General features: G+C 59.4%; 13 protein-coding genes. 3 read left to right on the top strand and 10 right to left on the bottom strand.

The window, feature by feature from the left end; translation table 11 throughout:
• Nucleotides 1–193: 193 nt before the first annotated feature.
• Nucleotides 194–1315 carry an SLC13 family permease gene (locus PUP29_RS07960; RefSeq protein ID WP_079547811.1) on the top strand — a complete coding sequence of 374 codons (1122 nt, stop codon included), beginning with the start codon at nt 194–196 and terminating at the stop codon, nt 1313–1315.
• On the opposite strand, the gene PUP29_RS07965 is transcribed toward PUP29_RS07960, so the two are convergent.
• From PUP29_RS07965 to PUP29_RS07980, 4 genes are read right to left on the bottom strand one after another with little or no spacing between them, the layout of a single operon-like run.
• A complete protein-coding gene (locus PUP29_RS07965; RefSeq protein WP_079546378.1) occupies nt 1297–2700 on the bottom strand; it encodes an ABC transporter ATP-binding protein in 1404 nt (467 codons plus the stop codon). The genes PUP29_RS07960 and PUP29_RS07965 overlap by 19 nt on opposite strands.
• Nucleotides 2697–3395, bottom strand: a complete 699-nt coding sequence (locus PUP29_RS07970) for an energy-coupling factor transporter transmembrane component T family protein (protein WP_079546377.1) — start codon at nt 3393–3395, stop codon at nt 2697–2699. The genes PUP29_RS07965 and PUP29_RS07970 overlap by 4 nt, the downstream gene beginning before the upstream one ends.
• Complete coding sequence (locus PUP29_RS07975) at nt 3396–3998, bottom strand: MptD family putative ECF transporter S component (RefSeq protein WP_353422923.1); 603 nt, start codon at nt 3996–3998, stop codon at nt 3396–3398.
• Nucleotides 3999–4058: 60 nt separating this feature from the next.
• Nucleotides 4059–4679, bottom strand: coding sequence for a TetR/AcrR family transcriptional regulator (locus PUP29_RS07980; protein WP_079546375.1), 621 nt, complete (start codon nt 4677–4679; stop codon nt 4059–4061).
• Between the two features lie 217 nt (nt 4680–4896).
• Between PUP29_RS07980 and PUP29_RS07985 the strand changes: the two genes are divergently transcribed.
• Nucleotides 4897–5214, top strand: a complete 318-nt coding sequence (locus PUP29_RS07985; RefSeq protein ID WP_353422925.1) for a metal-sensing transcriptional repressor — start codon at nt 4897–4899, stop codon at nt 5212–5214.
• A gap of 18 nt (nt 5215–5232) precedes the next feature.
• On the top strand, nt 5233–7833 hold the full coding sequence (locus PUP29_RS07990; protein WP_353422926.1) for a heavy metal translocating P-type ATPase: 2601 nt from the start codon (nt 5233–5235) through the stop codon (nt 7831–7833).
• Nucleotides 7834–8014: 181 nt separating this feature from the next.
• Here PUP29_RS07990 and PUP29_RS07995 read toward each other — a convergent pair whose 3' ends face one another.
• The 6 genes from PUP29_RS07995 to PUP29_RS08020 form a co-directional block, all read right to left on the bottom strand.
• Entirely contained in the window at nt 8015–8911 is an 897-nt protein-coding gene (locus tag PUP29_RS07995; protein WP_079546372.1) for an energy-coupling factor transporter transmembrane component T, read from the bottom strand.
• 2 nt (nt 8912–8913) lie between these two features.
• The gene (locus PUP29_RS08000; RefSeq protein WP_353422927.1) at nt 8914–9669 is read right to left on the bottom strand and encodes an ECF transporter S component; all 756 of its coding nucleotides are present in this window, start codon (nt 9667–9669) and stop codon (nt 8914–8916) included.
• A gap of 1 nt (nt 9670) precedes the next feature.
• The gene (locus tag PUP29_RS08005; RefSeq protein WP_353422928.1) at nt 9671–10528 is read right to left on the bottom strand and encodes a sugar phosphate isomerase/epimerase family protein; all 858 of its coding nucleotides are present in this window, start codon (nt 10526–10528) and stop codon (nt 9671–9673) included.
• On the bottom strand, nt 10504–12189 hold the full coding sequence (locus PUP29_RS08010) for an ABC transporter ATP-binding protein (RefSeq protein WP_353422929.1): 1686 nt from the start codon (nt 12187–12189) through the stop codon (nt 10504–10506). Before PUP29_RS08010 ends, PUP29_RS08005 begins: the two co-directional genes overlap by 25 nt.
• Nucleotides 12162–13058: an energy-coupling factor transporter transmembrane component T gene (locus PUP29_RS08015; protein ID WP_353422931.1), complete on the bottom strand. Its 897-nt coding sequence runs from the start codon at nt 13056–13058 to the stop codon at nt 12162–12164. Before PUP29_RS08015 ends, PUP29_RS08010 begins: the two co-directional genes overlap by 28 nt.
• A 166-nt stretch (nt 13059–13224) precedes the next feature.
• The gene (locus PUP29_RS08020; RefSeq protein WP_353422933.1) at nt 13225–20154 is read right to left on the bottom strand and encodes an immunoglobulin-like domain-containing protein; all 6930 of its coding nucleotides are present in this window, start codon (nt 20152–20154) and stop codon (nt 13225–13227) included.
• Nucleotides 20155–20211 lie beyond the last annotated feature (57 nt).

Raw genomic sequence — 20211 nt, forward strand, 5'->3', positions numbered from 1 at the left:
TATATGGGGTTAGCGTCTGCTCACCCCATACATCAGTTTACTCTCCCCCATTAAAAAAGTCAATCGGTTTGCGCCGAAAAAACGCAGTCCCGCCAATTTTCGAAATAAGGTCCTTTCCTTTTTCAGAAACGGTTCCCATTCCCGGAGAGATGTGCTAAAATACAGTTTGCTTATAGAAATGGGAATGTTTGAGATGGGAAGCAGAGTATTCAAATTCATAAAGCGCGAGCCTGTATTTCTGGCCTCGCTCATATGCGCCGGCGTTTCGATGCTGCTTGTTCCGCCGGACGCCGCATATTCCGGTTATATCAACACGGAGGTACTGTGCCTGCTCTTTTGCTTTATGCTCGTCCAAGCGGGCATGCAGTCCTGCGGCCTTCTGGATTTTCTCGCCGGAAAGCTGCTGCGCGGGCCGAAAAACCTGCGTACGCTGACGCTTCTGCTTGTTTTGCTCACGTTCTTTTTATCCATGTTCATCACCAACGACGTGGCGCTCATTGCTCTCGTTCCCTTTACCATTCTGATTCTTGGGCGTGCGGGCAAAAAGCGCAGCCTGATCTTCACCATCGTGCTGCAAACGGCCGCCGCCAACCTCGGAAGCATGCTGACGCCGTTCGGCAATCCGCAGAACCTGTTTTTATATTCCGATTTTGAACTGTCCTTTGCGGATTTTATCACCGTTCTGCTGCCCTTTGCGGCCGTCAGCCTCGTCATGCTCTGTGCTGCCTGCCTCTTCGTGCGCAAAGAGCCTTTAGAGCCTTTGTCCGCTTCCGCCGCAGCTGCGCCGGTCCGGTGCCGAAAGCGCCTTTTTCTGTTCCTTTTCCTGTTTTTGCTGTGCATTTTATGTGTGTTGCATGTGTTTCCCTATTGGGTACTGACGCCGATCGTTGCGGGCTTCTTCCTTTTTGTATCCCGCCCGTCGTTCCGCGCCGTAGATTATGGGCTCCTCTGCACGTTTGTCTGCTTTTTTATCTTCTCCGGGAACATGGGCCGCATCCCCGCTGTCCAAAGCCTCATCGGGGAATGGCTGAACGCGGACCCGTTCGGGACCTCTGTGCTTGCAAGCCAAGTCATCAGCAACGTTCCGGCGGCGGTGCTGCTCTCCGGTTTTACAGATAACGCCCCCGCCCTGCTTGCCGGCACGAATGTCGGCGGGCTTGGAACGATCATCGCTTCCCTTGCGAGCGTCATTTCCTTCCGGCTTTATATGCGGACTGAAAACGCGCGGGCCGGGCGCTATCTCGGCGTATTCACACTGGTGAACGCGGCCGGTCTTGCCGTGCTCTGCGGGCTTTATTATCTGCCCGGCCGGTAGCCTCCCATCTGGAATATATGCGTACAGCACGCCTCCATCAGTTCGGCGTCATGCGTAATCACCAGCACCGTTTTCCCGTTTTCAGCCTCCTGCTTCAGCATATCTGAAATGATCTTCATGTTGCCGCCGTCAAGGCCGCTGGTGGGTTCGTCAAAAATCAGGAGCTCCCGCCCGCTCAAGACGCCGCACGCCAAAGAGAGCCGCTGCTTCTGGCCGCCGGAAAGAGTGGCGGGGTGACGGGTGCGGTATTCATACAGGCCGAGCCGCCTGAGCGTCTCCCGCGCCCGTTCCAGCTCTTTTTCCCGCCGGGGCAGCAGCAAAAGCACCTCTTCCTCCACGCTGGGTGTGAAAAACTGGGTGTTGGTGTCGTTGGCACTGTAAAAGACGCGTTCCCTGCGGCGGCCGGGCGGCAGTCTTTTTCCGCTGAAGAGCACGCTCCCCCCGCTTTCACGGCGCAGTCCGCACAGTATTTTTGCAAATGTCGTCTTGCCCGTTCCGTTCCGCCCGGTTACCGCCACGACCTCGCCCGGAGAAGCGCTGAAATCGATATCCCGGAAAATGGTCTTTCTTCCCACCGTGCAGCAGACCCGCCGCGCTTCCGCGGCCGCGCCTGTCCGGCAGTCCGCGGCGGGCAGGAGAGGCGGCTCCGTTTTACATGGACGGCGCAGACCTATCCGCGCGGCTTCGCCTGCGGAGAGCAAGGCGAGCTCACGCGGGGAAAATTCCCGCACGAGCCTGCCCCCGTCCACATATAAAAAGCGGTCCGCAAGCTCCATCAGCCACGACAGCCGGTGCTCGGCAACGACGAGCGTGTGCCCCTGCCTCTTCAATTCCGCCAGCGTCTCTGAAAGCTGCCCGGCGCTTTCTTCGTCAAGATTTGCGGTGGGTTCGTCAAAGGTGAATATCCGCGGCCCCGCCGCACGGGCCGAAGCGATCGCGACCTTTTGCTTTTCCCCGCTGGAAAGCCGGTCAAGCGGAGTGTTCCGCAGGGCGTCGAGGCCCATCGTGCGTATCACTCCATCTGTGCGGTCCCTGATCTCCTGCACGGAAAAGCCGAGATTCTCGCAGCCGAACGCCACTTCCCCGGCAAGCTCCGCCGAAAAAAACTGAGACCGTGGATCCTGAAACACGCAGCCGATCTGCTTTGCGCGTTCCCATTGCGGTATCTCTGCAAGGTCTGTTCCGCCGATCCGAAGCTTTCCGCTGAGCGTTCCCTCATAATAATAGGGGGCAAGGCCGTTTATCAGGCGCGTCAGCGTGGTTTTTCCATTGCCTGAGCGCCCTATGAATACAACGCATTCCCCGGCCGCCACCCTAAGGTCCACGCCGTGGATACACGGTTCCTCCCCCGCATAGGCAAAGGATACGTTTTCAAGCTCGATCATTTGACCCCTCCTATCAGCAGAAATACCAGTATCGCGCCCGCGTAGAGCGCCGCCGCGAGGATATCCCGCACCCGGAGCTTCTGCTCGTAATAGCTGTGCCGCGGGCCGGGCGTATCGATCCCCCGCGCCGCCGCGGAGACCGCGAGCTGGTCGGAGATTTGCAGGCAGCGCAGCAGCATGGGAACCAGAATATACTCAAATGTGTTCCCCGGGCGGCGGAGCACCTGCGCCGGTCCGGTAAGTCCCCGGTTGTGCATAGACTCCCGCAGCCCGTGCAGCTCTGCGCGCATGGTAGGAAAAAAACGGAAAATGACGAGCAGCCCGAGGATCGCCCCCGTAGGCGCATGGACGCGCGCAAAAAAGGCGCTCAGCATTCCCGGCGGGGCGGATACGAGGTTCCACGCCGCCATAAAGACCGGCGTCAGCCACCAAAACAGGAACACGTGAAATTCCGAGAATGCCGCCATGCGCAGCCCATGAAAACGAATCAGGTACAGCAGCAGAGATAATATTCCGTAAAAAACGGCGAAGCCCGCGCATTGCTTCCATGCTTTCTGCGCCGCGAGGACACAAAACAGCATCGCCGCAATGATCCACGTCCGGTCTGTGCCGTCTGTCAGAAAAACGCCGGCCAGCGTCGCGGCAAACACGCACAGTCTGGCAGCGACGGCAAAGCCTGCCTTCTTTTTTTCCATTTACAGGACGCCTGCCTTACTGAAATGCTTTGCCATCATGCGGCTGCCGACCAGACTGCCCGCAAAGCCGCATGCAACCGTGATGATGAGGATGACCGCCAGCCAGCCCGGCTGTGTATAGTAGGACAGATAGGAATCGATATACTCCTGCGTCATGCCGGAGGCGAGCGCATTGGAGGCGAAGGTTTCCCAAAACGCGAGGATCGGCAGCAGGTTCACGCCCTGATAAAGCCCGCTGTAGACCGTCCAAGCGGCTGTGATACGCCACGGCGCGTCATACGAGCCTTTCCTCCACAGTATCGCTTCGCATACGAGCCCCACCACGATAAAATAGGGCAGCAGGAACCAGTCGCCCATGATCAGGAAAACGACGCCGAGCAGCGTCATATAAAGCAGGGAAACGAACCGCTTGTGCACGCGGCGCACCATCAGGAAATAAACGGGGGCGCATACAAAGCAGGTGATCCCCAAGGAAAGCACCATGCTGACAAAGTGGCTGGCCATGCAGACCATGTTGATCAGCAGCTGGATCACGATCAGCAGTACGCTTAAAAGCACGGTCGTGATCACATCCTTCGCGGACCATTTGGTATTTGTATTCATCTTGTTGTCCTCCTCCAACATTTTTATAGTTAGCAATCGCTAACCTTTGTGCAAAAAAATTTATTTCCACCGGATCAGACTGTTCCATCCGGCATTGAAAAAGCATGCGAGCTGCTCTACGTAAGCGCGCGCTTTTTCCTTTGGCATATCGTGCGCCACTACTTCGAACACCGCGGTGAAATACGCGCTCGTCAGCATGTGGTGGACCTCCCTGTCGAGCGTTCCTTCGATTTTTCCCGCTGCCCGGAGCTGTCTGTAATACCGCTCGCTCTGTTCCACCTCGAGGCGTACCAGCTCGTGCAGGAAATCCTGATAGCTCGTTCCGCCGGAACGGCAGATCAAAAGCTTGAACGAGTCGAAATTTTCATAGATATAGTCGAGAAAGCGGTAGAGGTAGGCCGTGGAAAGCGCTTGGCTCGTTTCGGTCCTGCCCGCGGGGATCAGGTCGAAATGCTCGTCCTGCGCGGCGCGGAAACGGCCCATAAGGCCCTCCGCCACGGGCTCCACCAGCGCGCTGAAAAGAGCGCCTTTATCCGGATAGCGGATATAGATCGCCCCGGTGCTTGTGCCTGCCTTTTCCGCGATTTCCCGCAGGGAGGCATCCTTATAGCCCTTTTCCAAAAATTCTTTTTTTGCGCATAAAAGAAGGCTTTCGGTGATTCCCTCTTCCCGTTTTGCCATGCCCCCGCTCCTTTCCGCAAAATCAAAAACAGCGTTATCAATAACAGCGTTTTTAATATATCATTCTCATCCCGGTTTGTCAACCGCAGGTACAGGCAGCCCATAAAAATTTTTCACCGCGCGTCATTTCTGTTTGACAAATACCCCTTTGGGGTATATTATTGTTACAGCACAAATACCCCACCGGGGTATTTAAAGACAAAAGGAGGACGGAAGCATGGAAATCAAAAGCAAGGCGGCCGCGCCGTGCGCATGCCATCAGAAGGCGACTCCGCGCAGCGAGCAGGAGCTGCGGCTTTTAAAAAACCGTCTGAGCCGCATGGCCGGGCAGCTTTCCGGCATCGGTAAAATGCTGGACGAGAACCGCTACTGCGGGGATATTTTAACGCAGGTCGCGGCGGTGGAAAGCGCGCTTGCGGCATTCGGTTACCTGATTTTGCAGGACCACATGGAAACATGCGTGGTGGAAGAGATCAAAAAGGGCAACACCGCCGTTGTAGACGAAGCGGTGCAGCTCATCAAAAAGCTGAAATAAGGAGAGGAGGAAGCTCTGTTGAAAACAGAAAAATATAATGTTACGGGCATGACCTGCGCGGCGTGTCAGGCCAATGTGGACCGCTGCGTGCGCAAGCTGGACGGCGTTTCGGACGTAGACGTCAGCCTGCTCGGAAACCGCATGACCGTGACCTATGATGAAAACAGAACGGCGCCGGACGCGATCATCGGCGCGGTGGAAAGCATTGGCTACGGCGCTTCCCTGCCCGGCAGTACGGACGGCGCGCAGAAAGGCGGGTTCCGCAGCGAATGGGAGGAACGGCAGAAGCTCACAGCGGATGGGCAGGGCGCGATGCGCCGGCGGCTCGTTTCCTCCGTGATCCTTTTGATCCCCCTCATGTATATCGCCATGGGGCCGATGATGGGTATTCCCACCCCCGGTATTTTCGTGGGCATGGAAAATGCGCTGATCTCCGCGCTGACACAGCTTATCATCACGATCCCCATCATCGTCATCAACCTGCACTTTTATACGAACGGGTTCCGCGCGCTCGCAAAGCGCTCCCCCAATATGGATTCGCTGGTGGCTGTCGGCTCGGCGGCGTCTCTCGTGTACGGGCTGTTTGCCATGTACCGCATGGCGTACGGCTTCGGCCACGGCGATATGGCGCTCGTGCACGAATATTCCCACGCGCTGTATTTTGAGTCGGCGGCCATGATACTCACCCTCGTTACGGTGGGCAAATATCTTGAGGCACGCTCCAAATCCAAAACATCGGACGCGCTCGGCAAGCTCGTCGACCTCGCCCCCAAAACGGCGACCGTCCTGCGCGGCGGGAAAGAGAGCGTGATCCCCGCCGAGCAGGTACAGAGCGGCGACACCGTCGTGATCCGCCCGGGCGAGAGCATTCCCGTGGACGGCGTGCTCACGGAGGGCTACGGCTATGTCGATCAAGCGGCCATCACAGGCGAAAGCATTCCCGTAGAGAAAAAGCCGGGCGATACCGTGATCTCGGCGACCATCAACAAAAACGGTTCCTTCCGCATGCAGGCGACCAAGGTGGGCGAGGATACGACCCTCGCGCAGATCATCCGCTTGGTGGACGAGGCCGGAAACTCCAAAGCGCCCATCGCCCGGCTTGCGGACCGCGTGAGCGGCATCTTTGTGCCCGTCGTCATCGGCATTGCCATCGTGACGATCGCCGTATGGCTCATCGCCGGGCAGGGCTTTGAATTCGCCTTTTCGAACGCTATTTCCGTGCTCGTCATCTCCTGCCCGTGCGCGCTTGGGCTGGCAACGCCCGTCGCCATCATGGTGGGCACCGGAAAGGCTGCCGAGCAGGGTATTCTCATCAAATCGGCGGAAAGCCTTGAGAATCTGCATTCCATAGACACCGTCGTGCTCGATAAGACCGGAACCATCACCTCCGGCCACCCGTCGGTCACGGATATCTCGGTGCTGGACGCTTCCCTTACGGAGGATGAATTTCTCGCGCAGGCCGCCGCTGCGGAGGCTGGGAGCGAGCATCCGCTTGCGCAGGCCGTTGTGGAAAAAGCGCGGGAAAAAGGACTTTCCATCCCCCGCGCAGAGGAATTTGAAGCGCAGGCAGGCCGCGGCATTCGCGCGGTCGTAAGCGGGCGGCGGTGCGTCGCCGGAAATCTCGCGTTCATGGAAGAATCCGGACTTGCGGAAAACGCGCAGGCAAGGGAGCTCGCCGAACGCTTTGCGGGCGAGGGCAAAACGCCTCTCCTGTTCGCGGCGGACGGCAGGATCACAGGTGTGATCGCGGTGGCGGACACCATCCGTGAGGACAGCCGCGCGGCAATTGCCCGCTTCCGCGAGATGGGCCTGCACGTCGTGATGCTCACGGGCGATAACCGCGTGACGGCGGAGGCCATCCGCAAAGAGGTGGGGGTAGAGGAAGCCATCTCAGACGTACTGCCCGCCGATAAGGAGGCGAGCGTACGCGCGCTTCAGGAAAAGGGGCATAAGGTCGCCATGGTAGGCGACGGTGTGAACGATGCGCCCGCGCTCACCCGTGCGGACATTGGTATTGCCATCGGCGCGGGTACGGACATCGCCATCGAATCGGCGGACGTAGTGCTGATGAAGGATTCCCTTGCAGACGTAGCGACGGCAATCAGCCTCAGCAAGGCGGTGGTGCGCAATATCCACCAAAACCTATTCTGGGCGTTCTTCTACAACACCCTCGGCATTCCGCTCGCAGCGGGCGCGCTCTTCCCCGCGTTCGGAATCCGCCTGAGCCCGATGATCGGCTCGGCCGCCATGAGCTTAAGCTCGGTGTGCGTCGTTCTGAACGCGCTGCGGCTGAGGCTGTTCAAGGATAAAAGCAGAACCGATAGCCCCGTGCCGGAAGCGGCGGCGGAGCAAATCAAAAATACAGGCGCTCCTGCGCCGGAAAACGGGAAAGGACAAAAGGAAATGAAAAAACTGCTGACCATTGACGGAATGATGTGCGCGCACTGCCAGATGAACGTGCAGAAGCTGCTCTCGGCGCTCGACGGCGTGACGGAGGCGGTCGTGGACCTCGACAAAAAGCAGGCCGCCGTCACCCTTTCAAAGGACGTGCCCGAACAGGTGTTCCGGGACGCCATCGCAGACGCGGGCTATACGCTCGTGAAATGCGAGGAAGCGTAAAACAGACGAAAAAAGGCCGGATATTGCGTCCGGCCTTTCGTTTGCCGAAAAAGTTCCGTTTCTATGCATTTTCGGGAATAGGGCCCGGCAGGCCGTTCGGCTGCAGGGCCCTTTCGGAGCGGGCCGGCATGCATCCCCTCTTTGTCCGCGGGGGGCCGCCGGCGAGCCTCTTCCGGCCGTTTTAAGCGCCGTTTTCACAGCCCGCTTTTCTCTGCCGTGCAAAGCGTCTCTCCCCCATTATCTGCACCAGCATGGGCAGCAGGCACAAAAGCGCATAGGCCGCGTAGAATACGCCGGAAAGGGGCGTGATACGGTTCAGGATGATCTCCGGGTCATACAGAATGCACGTCTGGTCGAGCAGTATGCCCATCAGGAGAATGGCGGCGCAGCCGAACAGCACGAGCACGAAGCTCCTGTCCCGGTAGTCGAAGCGGTAAATGGAAAAGGCGGTGCGCCCCCGCAGGGTATAGCCCCGGCTTTTCATGGAGTCCGACGTGCCGATCATGCTCTCCATCGTCCATGTGATCACGATAGACGCGATGCGCATACCGTTTCGCATGCGGCGCAGGAGGCCCCCCTGCCCCGCGCCGCGTCCGATTGCCCGCTGGGCGGCGCCGATCTTCCGCGCACGTTCCTTCACGCGCGGCACCATGCGCAGCAGGATGGATAAAAACAGAGACAAACGGGGCGAAACGCGCCCGAAAAGATACACCACCTTGTCGCTCGAAACGACGGCGTTCATGCAGGAAAACCACATCAGCACCGACGCCGCCCGCGTTCCGATGACAAAGCCGGAGACAAGGGCCTCGAGGGTGAGCTGGTTGCCGATGAAATTGACGGCGAGGTTCGTGACCCCGAAGTGGTTGTAGCCCGAATAAAAAAGGGCGAACAGCACGATAAACGGAATGAGCGCAAGGTTGAAGCAGACCGCCCTTTTCCCGTTCAGCTTGACCGAATAGGCAAAGGAGCAGGCATAGCCGATGGCAAGGAACACCGGCTGGTTGAACGCGACCGCCGAAGCGACGACGATGCCGAAAAAGATGAAGTTGACCGCCGGGTTCCATGAGTCGAAGCGCATGTTTACGCCTCCAGCATGCCGTATTTCCGCTTCACGCGGTCCAGCTTTTCAAACATCGGTTTTGAGACCAGAAGCAGGGTGAGCACCGTGGCCGAGGTGTGCACCGCGTTCACGGGCAGGCCCGAAAGATAGATGGCCGCCGCGCTTTCCGGCGTGATGACCGAGCTCATGGTAAACAGCGCGCAGGTGTCGAGCAGCGGCCCCACCACACACATCGTGACTACGCCCCCGAACACGCACAGCGGAAGCTTTTCCCTGCGCAGCAGGCCTTTCTGGTAAAACAGCCCGGCAAGGAAGCCCGCCATGCCGAACGCGAACATCTGCCACGACGTCCACGCGCCCTGCCCGAAAATAAAATTGGAAACAAAGCCGGATACCGCGCCCGTGAGGAAGCCCGCCTCCGCCCCGAATGCGATGCCCGTAATGATGATGACCGCGGTCATGGGCTTGAAATGGGGCAGCCAGATGAAAACGGCGCGCGAGGCGACGGCGATGCCGCACATCACGGCAAGGATGACGAGCTCCCGCGCCTGCGGCCTGCGCTTTTCAAACACGAGAAAAAAGGGGATCATCGTATAGATAATGATGAGCAGGCTCACGATATAAAAATTCCGGTCTCCGTAGCGCCAGCCGAACCAGATGGTGAACGGGATGGCGATCAGGACAATGAAAAAGGAAAGCACCGTGCGCCGCGAAAACTTCCGCTTTTCCGGCAGCTCCTCCCGTTTCTTTTTTCCGAGCGTGATGCGTTCTTCCATGTTAATCCTCCGTCCTTTCCCCCAATATCCGCCCGCAGCTTTTCCTTGCCCGCGCAAGGTATTCCTCCGGCGGTATGGGCGGCTCTTCATATTCATAATCCGGCTCATTGAGCTTATCCCAGTCCACGGGCCAGCACGCCTCGAGCATCAGCGAGCCGCCGAACTCCGTCCGCTCCGCCGCCGCAAGGAACGCGGCCCAGTCCACCGTGCCCTCGTAGGGGAGCAGGTGTTCGTCCCGCAAACCGCTGTTGTCGTGCACGTGCAGGGCAAAGATCCTGTCCGGAAACCGCGAAAGCAGGCTGAAGTCGTTCCCCGCCGTCACATGGTTGTGCCCCGTATCGAAGCAGACGCCCACGGCGGGGCTGTCTGCAAGCGCGTCCACGATGCGCGCGAGCGCTTCGTTGTCCGCAAGGTTTTCTACGGCAAGGCGTATGCCGCTTTGTTCACACCGCTCCGCAATGCGCCGCATGCGCGAGAGGTATATGCTCCAGTTTCCGTTTTCGGGCACGTATTTCCCGAACGGGTGCAGCACCGCCGTTTTGATTCCCGCGTCCGCCGCCTGCGCCGCGCTCTGTGCATAGCGCGCGCACAGCGCGTCTCCCTCTTCTCCGGGAAACCACAGCGCGTCGCACCCGAAATAGGGAAGATGCGTGTGCTCGAGGAAAAGCCCCGCCCGCTCCGCGAGCCGGAAATGCTCCTCCTTGCGCCCGTCCGTTCCGGCAAACGTATCGTCCCACCATGTGCAGATGGTCTGAAAGCCCGCCTCCGCGATGAGCGCGAGCTTTCGCTCAAACGGCAGAGTGAACCCGAACCACGTATACGTTCCGCACCGCTTCAGTTTTGTTTGTTGATCCGGCATAGCTCGATCACGTCCCCGTTCGTCACCGCATTTCTGAAAATATGGCGGCTCATGCGGTTCGCCGCCGTTGTATAAAAGCTGTTCTGCGAAAAAAAGCGCGCGGGCGTGTTCGTCGTCACCACGCCGCCGTCGAAAAACATGGAAACGCTGTCCGCATACTGCGCGCAGAATTCCACGTCGTGCGACACCATGAGGACCGTCGCTCCCTTTGCTTTCAGCCTGTCTAAAATTTCCGCCAGCTTTTGCTTGTAAAAGTTATCGATGCCCTTTGTGGGCTCGTCGAGAAGCAGGATACGCGGCCTGCACAGCAGCACCTTCGCAAGCGCCGCCCGCTGCTGCTCTCCGCCCGAAAGATCGTAGGGGTGGGAGGAAAGCAGCCCCATTACCTCACAGTCCCGCGCCACCCCGTTGATGAGCTCCTCTTTTTCTCCGATGCTCCCCGGAACGTCCACGAGCATCTCTACAAGGTCCTCCTCCACCGTTTTTTTGACGAACAGGCTCTGCGGGTCCTGCGGCAGCATGGCGAGGTTGCCGCGGAACAGCTCTTCCGCCTTATATTTTTCGATCCGCTTCCCATCGATCATTACCTTGCCCCGGTAGGGCCTGCATATCCCGCACACCGTTTTCAGCATGGTGGATTTTCCCGTGCCGTTCCCGCCTACCACGGCGAACAGAGTTCCCTTCGGCACGGAAAGGCTTGTGCCGCGCAGCACGTCCGGTGCGTCCTTTTCATAGCGGAACCACACCTCTTTGAGCGCGACGGCGGCATCCTTTGCCTCCGGCTCCTCTGTCTCCCCGGGATCGGGCAGGCTGTCCTGCCTGATCTCCGTGTCTTTCAGTTCCTCCGAGAGCCACCTGCGCCCCTCGCGTACCGTGAGCGGGCAATCAAGGCTACTCCCCACACCGTAAAAAATGCGCATGGGCGACGGGAGCGCGGCCGCCATGTCGCTTTGTTCCGCATGCAGCCGCTGCCCGATGCGGCGGGGCGTGTCCTCCGCCAAAACTTTCCCTTTTTCCATCACGATCACCCGGTCCGCGCTGGGGAACACCTCCTCCAGCCGGTGCTCGGACAGAATGACCGTCGTTCCGAGCTCAAGGTTTATTTTGCGCACCGTATTGAGGAAATCCGCTGCGGCAATGGGGTCGAGCTGGCTCGTCGGCTCGTCGAGGATGAGCGCGTCCGGCTGCATCGCCATGATGGACGCGAGGTTCAAAAGCTGCTTCTGCCCGCCCGAAAGCTCTGCCACATTCCGGTGGAACCACGTTCCGATGCCGAAATAGTTCGCCATTTCCGCCACGCGCAGGCGCATGGTCTTCTGGTCGCACCCGAGGCTCTCCAGCCCGAACGCCAGCTCGTGCCACACCTTATCTGTCACGATCTGACTGTCCGGGTCCTGCATGACATACCCGATGCGCGCGCTCTGCTCGCGCAGGCCTATCTCCTCAAGCGGCCGTCCGTCCAGTAGGATCCGCCCCGTCCGCTTCCCGTGCGGCGCAAGCGCGGTTTTCAGGTGCCGCATCAGCGTCGTTTTGCCGCTTCCGCTCTTTCCGCACAGGGTGACGTATTCCCCCTTTTCAATGCTGATGCTCACGCCGGAAAGCGCCTCTTTTTTCGCCTCCGGGTAAGTAAACGTCAAATCCTCGACCGCAAAATGCGCCATGTGATACCCTCCCCTATTTGAATCGCGGCGGGAACCGCCAAAAATATCCCATAGAAAACCGACCCGAGCGCCGTTGCCGGGCCCTGCGCCCAGAAAATACCGGGCAGGAACACTGCCTCCGTTCCGCCCCGCAGCATACATGCGGCGAGCCCCGCCGCACACACCGCGAGCAGCGTCAGGACCACTCCGTCCCGGCGGGAAAGCCGATAGATGGAAAAATTCGTCCGCGGCCCGCTGCCGTATCCCCGGCTCTTCATGGAGTCCGCCGTGACCGCCGCGCCCTCGAGCGACCACGACGTGAGCACGGACAGAACCGCCATGCCGCTTTCAAGCCGCTCCCGCTTCGTTCCGTTTTCCGCCGATTTCCCGATGCACCGCCGCGCGCCGCCGATGGTCTGCGCCTTTTCCCTGAAGTGCGGCACAAAGCGCAGCACCATACACAGGACCAGCGAAAGCGCAGGAACAAATTTCCCGAACAGGTAGGTAAACTTATCGCTCGTCATGATCTCATTATAACACGCGAACCACAGAATGACCGTCAGGAACATCCCACCCGTCGCAAGCCCGTACAAAAGCGCCTCCAGCGTGAACGGCCTCCCCCACAGCCACGTGAACAGCACCGTCTCCCCATACGGGTTGAACACCGGGTTCAGAAGCGATACCGCCGCGAACAGGACCAGCATGCCCAGCAAAAGGCGCACGCCGCGCCGCCCCTTGAAGAGAAAATAGCTCGTACAGGACAGCCCGACGGACAGAAGCAAAAAAGCGGGATGCACAAAAAACATCCCGAACAGGACCGCGCCCGCAAAAAATATGAAATTGACCGCCGGATGATATCCCCCGAAGCCCTGCTCCATTTCCTTCTCCATACAAACAGCCGGACGGAGCCGGGAGGGCTCCGCCGCGCTGTTCGCTGTGTATTGCCGAACCGAAGCCGGAAACGGGAAGGAGGCCCGTTTTGGCTTTGCGCGCCGCCGCGCTCCTTTCCCGTTCCCTGTTATCTGTTGCGGTTTCCTGTTCTTTCTTCCCTGCTTTTTACCGCTTGCCGTGCAAAACGCCCTTTTTCGCCAGCACCGCGAGCACAACGGCCGCAGCGCCGATGCAGATCACGAGGATCCACGGCCAAACGGCCGGAGCTGCCTGCGCGCCGTCCGCCGCCATAGCGCGATAAACCGCCGTTTCGTCCGCGCCGCCGTCCTCCAGCACGGCTTCCGCTGCAGCCGCAGCGCCGAGAACGCCGAAGTAGGAGAAGCTTTCCGCCGTCCAAACGAGCTCGCCGTTCTCTACCCTGCATTCAAGATACTCCGCCTGACCGCCGTCCGCATAGTGCGCGATGACCGCGCCGTCAAAGCCTGTAAGATCGGGCGAGGGCAGGCGCAGGGTCACGCCGGACACAGGCGTATATTCTTCGCCCGTCAGCAAGTCGGTCAGCGTGATCTCAAACATCTTCAGAAGCGTGTTGCTTCCCACGCTTCCCGAAAGCTTTTGGAATACGTCCTCCGACTGTCCTACTTCGCGGATGCTGATCTTCACATGCCAGCCGATCCCCTCCGCTTTCAGTCCTGCCGCGTCGTCTTTATGGTTATCCACACCCACGCGGTTCATCTGCGCCTCGAGGTCTGCATAGTTCACGACCTCCGCTTTCTGCGCGTCCGAAAGCGCATCGTACAGCTTATAGGTTTCGAGCACTGCCTCAAGGTCATACGCCTCTCCCTTAGGCATCGCCGCGATCTTCTCTGCGACCTCCGCCGCCTGTGCGGACATCGTGTATTTTATGCCGTCGATCGTCACCGCCGTTCCGGTTCCTGCATTCCCGAGAGACTTGGTGGACCCGCCGGGCTGTGCCGCAGCCTCCGTACCGGTTTCGGTCTGCGTGCCGCCGTCCTGCGCGGAAAGCGCGTCGAACGCACGCTCCGCCGCCGTCAGCACAGCATAGTTTCCGACCAGCGCCTTTTCCTCCGCCGAGAGCGCGTCATATGCCGCCCGCGCCGCCGCGATCGCGTCTTTGCTGCTTGCGTTTACCTCTCCGATGGCGCCGATGAGTTTTTCCACTTCAGCCGCTTTTTCAAGCTGCGCCAATTTGGTTTCCGCCTGCGTGAGCACGGCGTAGTTCGTGACATACGCCTTTTGCTCTGCATCGAGCGCATCATACGCTGCCCGCGCCGCTTTTACCGCATTTTCACTGCCGGGGCCCACCGTGCCGATGGCGTCGATTTTCGCCATCACGTCCCGAACCGGCTTTTGCAGCTCGGCCAGCTTCTTTTCCGCGGCCTCGAGCACGCTGTAATTATCCACCATCTTTTTCTGGGAGTCCGTCAGCGCATCATACGCTGCCCGCGCCGCTTTTATCGCGTTTTCGCTGCCGAGGTTCACCGTACCGATGGCGTCGATCAGGCGGCCCGCCGTTTCATACGGCGCGTTTACGCTTACATCGCTCATATCGTAAAGCGAAGTCTTACCGCTTAAATAGCGGTCGTAGGCCGCGAGCGCGTAATACCCCTGCTCCGTCGCCATGCCGTTCGTTCCGCCGCCCGCAACGTGGCTGAAGCCGCCCTCCTCCGTCGTGAAGGAAAGGAGCGCGTCCAGCGCCGATTTTCCGTTCTTTACAAAGCGCGGATCGCTGTCCGGATCGATTCCGAGCGCCGTCAGCGCCACCACGACCTGCGCGCACGATTCACTGTTTACCGAGCCCCAGCTTCCAAAGCCGCCGTCCGCCGCCTGTATGCCGGACAGCGCCGCGAGCGCCCGGTCTGCCGCCGCCTTTACCTCTGCGTCCTTATCGTAATACGGTGCGAGCGCCTGCAGCGCCATTGCCGTGATATCCGGGTCGGCCTTGCTTCCGAAGAGCGCCCAGCCTCCGCCGGAAAGCTCTTTTCCGAGAATTTCACCGATCAGGTTTTCGCGCGTGGTCTGCGTCTTGCCCTCCGGCGCCGTCGGGATCTCGTAGCCGTGCGAGTCAAAGGCGATCAGCGCGTAAATGGCTCCGTTGATCCCCTGCCATACCGTCTGGTCAAAATCGGCAAGAGGCTCGAGCAGATTATATCCGCCTACGTTCGTCACATCGTAGCCGATCGACGTAAGCGCAAGGACGACGCGCGAGTATTCCGTATATTTCCTGCTATCCAGCACGCCGTCCGTCTCTTCGAGGGTACGGATGACGTTCGCAATATATTTGTCGTAATAGCCGTCCTCCACCGGATAGCCCGCGCGGGCAAGGCCGATGACCGCCCATTCGCCGCCGGACGTGCTGACGATGGGGTCTTTTACGGTGGAATGAAGATATCCGCCCGTCTTTTCATAGACCTCCCGATAGTCCGCCGCATAGTTTACGGCAAGCGTCACTGTCCTCGGCTGTTCCTGCACGGCAGCTACGACGGGGATCTGTACGCCCGTGCCCGAAAGGGCGACCGTTACGCTGCCGCTCTCGTCAGGCTCCTGCCCGTTTACCGTCACACTTGCCGCCGGGTCCTTGGCCTTTGCCGTTATTTTGACCTGCTCCGTACCCTTCGGCACTTCGATGGAAAACGCGTCCAGCGCGGGATCAAAGTCAAAGGGGAAGCCCTCCGCCGATAGCTCCGCAAGCTCGTTCGTATAGGCCGGAACCGTGAGCTTCAGCTCCGCCGTGATATCCGGAACGGCCGCCGTTCCGTCCGCGTTCTTCGCGTTGCCGTAGCGCAGATTCTTCATATTCGTGCTGAGCGTCACGCTGAAGTCCTCTTCCCCGAGGTTCGGGCGCTTCAAAAGCTCGAGGATATCCACCGTTCCGTAGCCGCCCGTGGTGTGCCCGATGACCGTCGGGTCGGACGACTTCCACGAACCGAGCTCTACGCCCACGTTGGCGGGGCAGCTTCCGTTCTTCAGCGTATAGACGACCTGTCCGTCCTCTTTATGCATCCTGTAGAATGCGACGCTGCCGTTTTCACGGTCCCAGCCGAGGTCGCAGGTCACGAAATCCGCAGAGGTGTTTTCCCCTTTCAGTCCGTTCCAGATGGCCGCCTCATATTCTTTCATCTCCGCGTTTGCCGCTTCCACTTCCGCTTCCGTCAGCCCCTTGATGGTCACCGGGAACGTCTTGCTTCCGCTGTAGCCGTTATAGGTCAGCGTGAGGATGAGGTTCGTTTCCGTATCCGCCGTTCCTGTGGTACGCATCACGCTGCACTTTAAATAATTGATTTTCAGATAGTTCCCGTCCGCCTCCGTTCCGTCCGTCGACCATTCCCATTCCATTTGCCGGTTGGTCGCCGTGTCCTCTATCATTCCGGCGGCAATAAGATCCGTAAGGCTTTTGAGCTGCACGTCGAAATCGAGGGCCTGCGGGTCGATCTCCGTCTTTCCGAGGCTGCCCGATTCCGTAAAGCCGTCGAGCGTCACGTTTGCGAGCGCCGCGTCTACAGCCTCCTTCGCCTCCCGGACCTCCTCCTCTGTTATGGCGGGAACCTTCAGCACGATATCGACCGAGCCCGGCGTTCCCGTATCCGAGCTATACTGTTTTTTCACGGTGAGCGTGAGCCGCACCTCCGCGTCCGGCTCTCCCTGTGCCGGGCGGTTCACCTTGACGGAATCGCTGCCGTACGACGGCGGGTCGATCACGTCCGTATCCGAGCTCGTCCATTCCAGCTTGACGTCCGAATAGCCGGTCAGCCCGTAATACGACGCTGTTGTTCTCAATTTGAGCGGCTGCGTCACCGCCTCTTTCGATGGATTGTCTCCTTTGATGAGGTCAAAGCCTTCGTCTGTTCCGAACAGCGCCGTGAGCCCGTCGATCTGCTCCTGCACTGTCTTTATGTGGACGGGAACGGTGACGAGCACCTCCTTTTCATAGGAAACGCCGTCCTTTGTGAAGCGGAAGGTCACGTTCCCCTGCACCTTTTCGTCCGTAAAGGCAACGCCGCCGTCCAGTGCGATGTTGGCGTTTTCGCTCTTTACCACCGTTACGGCAATGTCGTCGCGCTTCATTCTAAGCTGCCACGTCTGTTCGACGTTCGTCACGGCGACGTCGTCATAGTTTTCATCCCAGTCCGTCTCGCGCACGTAAAGGCCTGTCACTTCCGAGAGCGATACGCCGTCCACAGCCGCCTTGATGTCCGCAAGGACGGCGTCCTCGTCTACCGGCGCTTTTACCGTCACCGTCACGCTGACGGGCTGGCGGTACAGCTTTTGCAGCTTCTCGTTCTCCGGATACTGCTCCGCATATTTTTCAAATTTCGTGCTGGACAGCACGGAGCTGATCGTGACCTGCGTATCCTGCGCGGGCTGCGTGACCAGAAGATTCTCATGCTTGATGACCGAAGTATTCGAGGACTGGAACAGGTTGTAGCCCAGTTCCCCCATTTCGTCGTCCGGCTCGATCGAGACCGGCCTGATGCCCGTTCCCTTGTCGTCCAGATAGGTATACGTCCATACGAGGGAATCCCCTTCGCCGAAATTCACCTCGCGGAACGCGGTAAGGTTCTCCGTCACATGATCTTTATCCGGGTTCGCCCCATTGTTGATGCCATCGAAATAGGCCGCCTTGGCCGCCTCCATCAGCTTGATCTCCCTGTCGATCTCCGCCTCGTCGATCGCCTTTACGGTAAGCGGGATGCGCTTTTCCACACTGATGCTTCCGCGCGTCAGCGTGACGATGAGGTCTACCTGCGCGTCCTCCCCAAACGGGCATACCACGGCGGCGCGGTAGCCGTTGATCGTCACAACGTCCGCGTTGCTGCTCGATACCGTCACTTCCTTATTGACAAGGCCGAGCCGCGAGGGAATGGGAAGCTGGATATCTCCCGTTACGTTTTCACGGTCGAGCGCCTCCTGCGTCGTAAAATCCTTGAGCAGGCCGTCCGTATATTTTTCGTTCAGCTCTGCGAGCATCTCCGCCTTTTTCTGCTCGATCTCTTCCTCGCTGTAGCCTTTTACCGTAATACTGAATTGCTTTTTGACCGTGCACGACTCGTCCTTTTTAAAGGTAAAGGTCGCCGTGAGCGTCACGTCCGTATCCGCTTCCGGCTTTGTAACCACGCCCGTATACGGCTCATAATCCCACGAATCTCCGTTTTCCTTGAGGGAAACGACGTCCGGGTTCGACGACTCCCATGAAATTTTGGCGAGCGAATCTCCATACGCCGTACCTGCATACTGGGGCAGCGTGAGGTCGGACGTCACGCTGTCCGCCGCCGCGTTTTCGCCTTTGATCGTATCCCATGTGACCGCGGACGCTTCTTGTTCTTCAATGTCCTTTGCCGCGCGGACCGTATCCCAGCCGACGATGACCCGCTGGGTATACTCTTTGGACGCTCCGCCGAGCGTAAAGGTGAACACGACGTCCACATTGGCAACGCCCACATAGGAATTCAAATCGTAAAAATAGGTGATCGCGCCGTCCGCCGCGACGTGCTCTTCGTCGTCCGAGCTCTTGACTGCGACCTCGATGTCGCCGTAGCCGAGCTCTGCGAGCTCCGCTTTCATCACATCGGTAACGTTCGTGTCCGTTCCGCATACCGGCCGCATTTTATACCATGCGTCTTCCAGCGCGTCTACCGCTTCCTGCAGGCGGCTTTCCGCAGTCTCCGCCTTGAGCGTTACGGTGTAGGCGTCTTTGGAATCCTCTTTTCCGTCGTTTGCCGTAAAGACGAGCTTCGTTTCTCCCGCCGCCTGCGGCGTATAGGCGTAGCTTTCGTCCGCCGGAACAGCCCCGCCGCCGTCTACGCTCACCTTGTAGGAGAGCGCGTCCCCATCCGCGTCCTCAAAGATCGTGGAAAGGTCGAGCGTCCATGCGGTCCCCGGCTCCGTTTTTGCGGAAGCCTCCGCCGGAACGCCCGCTTTGCGCGCCGGAGGCGTGTTGACCTCTTCCCCGCCGAGCTTCACCGTGAGCGTATATAGCTCGGCAGGACCGCTATTATCATTCATGGACGGCCACGACGGGTCGCCGCATTTTACCGTGATGACGGTCCCGTCCGAAACAGGAATGCTCTGTGTGCGCTTATATTCCACACCATCCACGCTCGCGCGCACCTGATAGTTCTTGTTCGACGCAGCAGGCGTGATTTTGACGGAATCCGTTCCCGCCGGGAGGGTCAGCGTATATTCGTGCGTATCCTTATCAAATGCGGGCTCGAGCGTTCCCGCGCTCACGCCGATCGCGCTGACGGTCTTATCGGTATTGCCCCACGAGCCTCCGACGTCTTCCCCGTAATTCAGCGTATACAGGATCGTGACGGTATCGCCGTCCTTCAGGTTTCCGTTCGCCACGGTGAAAGCGCCGAAGCCCTCGTTTGTGAACCAGTCGTTCAGCGTGCCCATCCATCCGCTCATGCTTCCGCGGTCGAACGCCGCGAGGCCGCCGATGGACGTGATATAATTTGATTCCGCCCCCTCAACCTCAAGGCCCTTGCTGTCCGCAAGCCTGACGACGACGGACATCATGGTATCGGACGGGTAGAGGTCCACCCAGCCCTCGGCCATAACGCCGCGCGGGCCGGGGTCGTCCGCCCCCGATTTCGGCACCGTATCCTCGATGCTGACATACACCTGCCCTATTTTCTCTTCTCCGGCAGGTACATCGCCGATGCTCCGTGCCGCCGGCGCCGGGGCCGCCAGCACATTTGCCTGCGGCTGTGCGGACGGTTCCGCGCTTATTTCCGCAGACGGCTCCGGCTCTGCCGGTTCCGTGCCCTGTGCGGCCGGGCCTGCTGTCTCCTCCGCTGCGGGCTCTTCAGACGGCTCCCCGCTTGGGTCTGCCGTTTCGGACGCCTCCGGCGCAGGCTGTTCTTCCGAGGCCTGTGCGCTTGGCTGCACACTTGGCTCCGCACTTTCGGACGGCTGCGCGTCCGCTTCCTGCGGCGCGCCCTCCGTTATGGCTGCGGCAGGGTCCTGTGCCTGCTGTGCCATTGCCGTGAGCGGCAGCGCGCCGATCACGAGAGCAACCGTGAGCAGCACCGCGACGAGCTTCATAAGCCGCTTCTTACTTCCCTGTTTCATCCTTCCTACCTCTTCTTTCTCCCGTTCTTTTTATCTCATCTTTCGCGCGCGGGCGCG

The sequence above is a fragment of the Christensenella massiliensis genome, assembly GCF_040409835.1.
Classification (GTDB): Bacteria; Bacillota; Clostridia; order Christensenellales; family Christensenellaceae; genus Christensenella; species Christensenella massiliensis.

What these genes read in the sequence shown, in the direction of transcription:
- PUP29_RS07960 (WP_079547811.1), top strand. Translation starts at nt 194, where the DNA reads ATGGGAAGCAGAGTATTCAAATTCATAAAGCGCGAGCCTGTATTTCTG.
- PUP29_RS08020 (WP_353422933.1), bottom strand. Translation starts at nt 20,154, where the DNA reads ATGAAACAGGGAAGTAAGAAGCGGCTTATGAAGCTCGTCGCGGTGCTG.
- PUP29_RS08015 (WP_353422931.1), bottom strand. Translation starts at nt 13,058, where the DNA reads ATGGAGAAGGAAATGGAGCAGGGCTTCGGGGGATATCATCCGGCGGTC.
- PUP29_RS07980 (WP_079546375.1), bottom strand. Translation starts at nt 4,679, where the DNA reads ATGGCAAAACGGGAAGAGGGAATCACCGAAAGCCTTCTTTTATGCGCA.
- PUP29_RS07970 (WP_079546377.1), bottom strand. Translation starts at nt 3,395, where the DNA reads ATGGAAAAAAAGAAGGCAGGCTTTGCCGTCGCTGCCAGACTGTGCGTG.
- PUP29_RS07975 (WP_353422923.1), bottom strand. Translation starts at nt 3,998, where the DNA reads ATGAATACAAATACCAAATGGTCCGCGAAGGATGTGATCACGACCGTG.
- PUP29_RS08000 (WP_353422927.1), bottom strand. Translation starts at nt 9,669, where the DNA reads ATGGAAGAACGCATCACGCTCGGAAAAAAGAAACGGGAGGAGCTGCCG.
- PUP29_RS08010 (WP_353422929.1), bottom strand. Translation starts at nt 12,189, where the DNA reads ATGGCGCATTTTGCGGTCGAGGATTTGACGTTTACTTACCCGGAGGCG.
- PUP29_RS07995 (WP_079546372.1), bottom strand. Translation starts at nt 8,911, where the DNA reads ATGCGCTTCGACTCATGGAACCCGGCGGTCAACTTCATCTTTTTCGGC.
- PUP29_RS07965 (WP_079546378.1), bottom strand. Translation starts at nt 2,700, where the DNA reads ATGATCGAGCTTGAAAACGTATCCTTTGCCTATGCGGGGGAGGAACCG.
- PUP29_RS08005 (WP_353422928.1), bottom strand. Translation starts at nt 10,528, where the DNA reads ATGCCGGATCAACAAACAAAACTGAAGCGGTGCGGAACGTATACGTGG.
- PUP29_RS07985 (WP_353422925.1), top strand. Translation starts at nt 4,897, where the DNA reads ATGGAAATCAAAAGCAAGGCGGCCGCGCCGTGCGCATGCCATCAGAAG.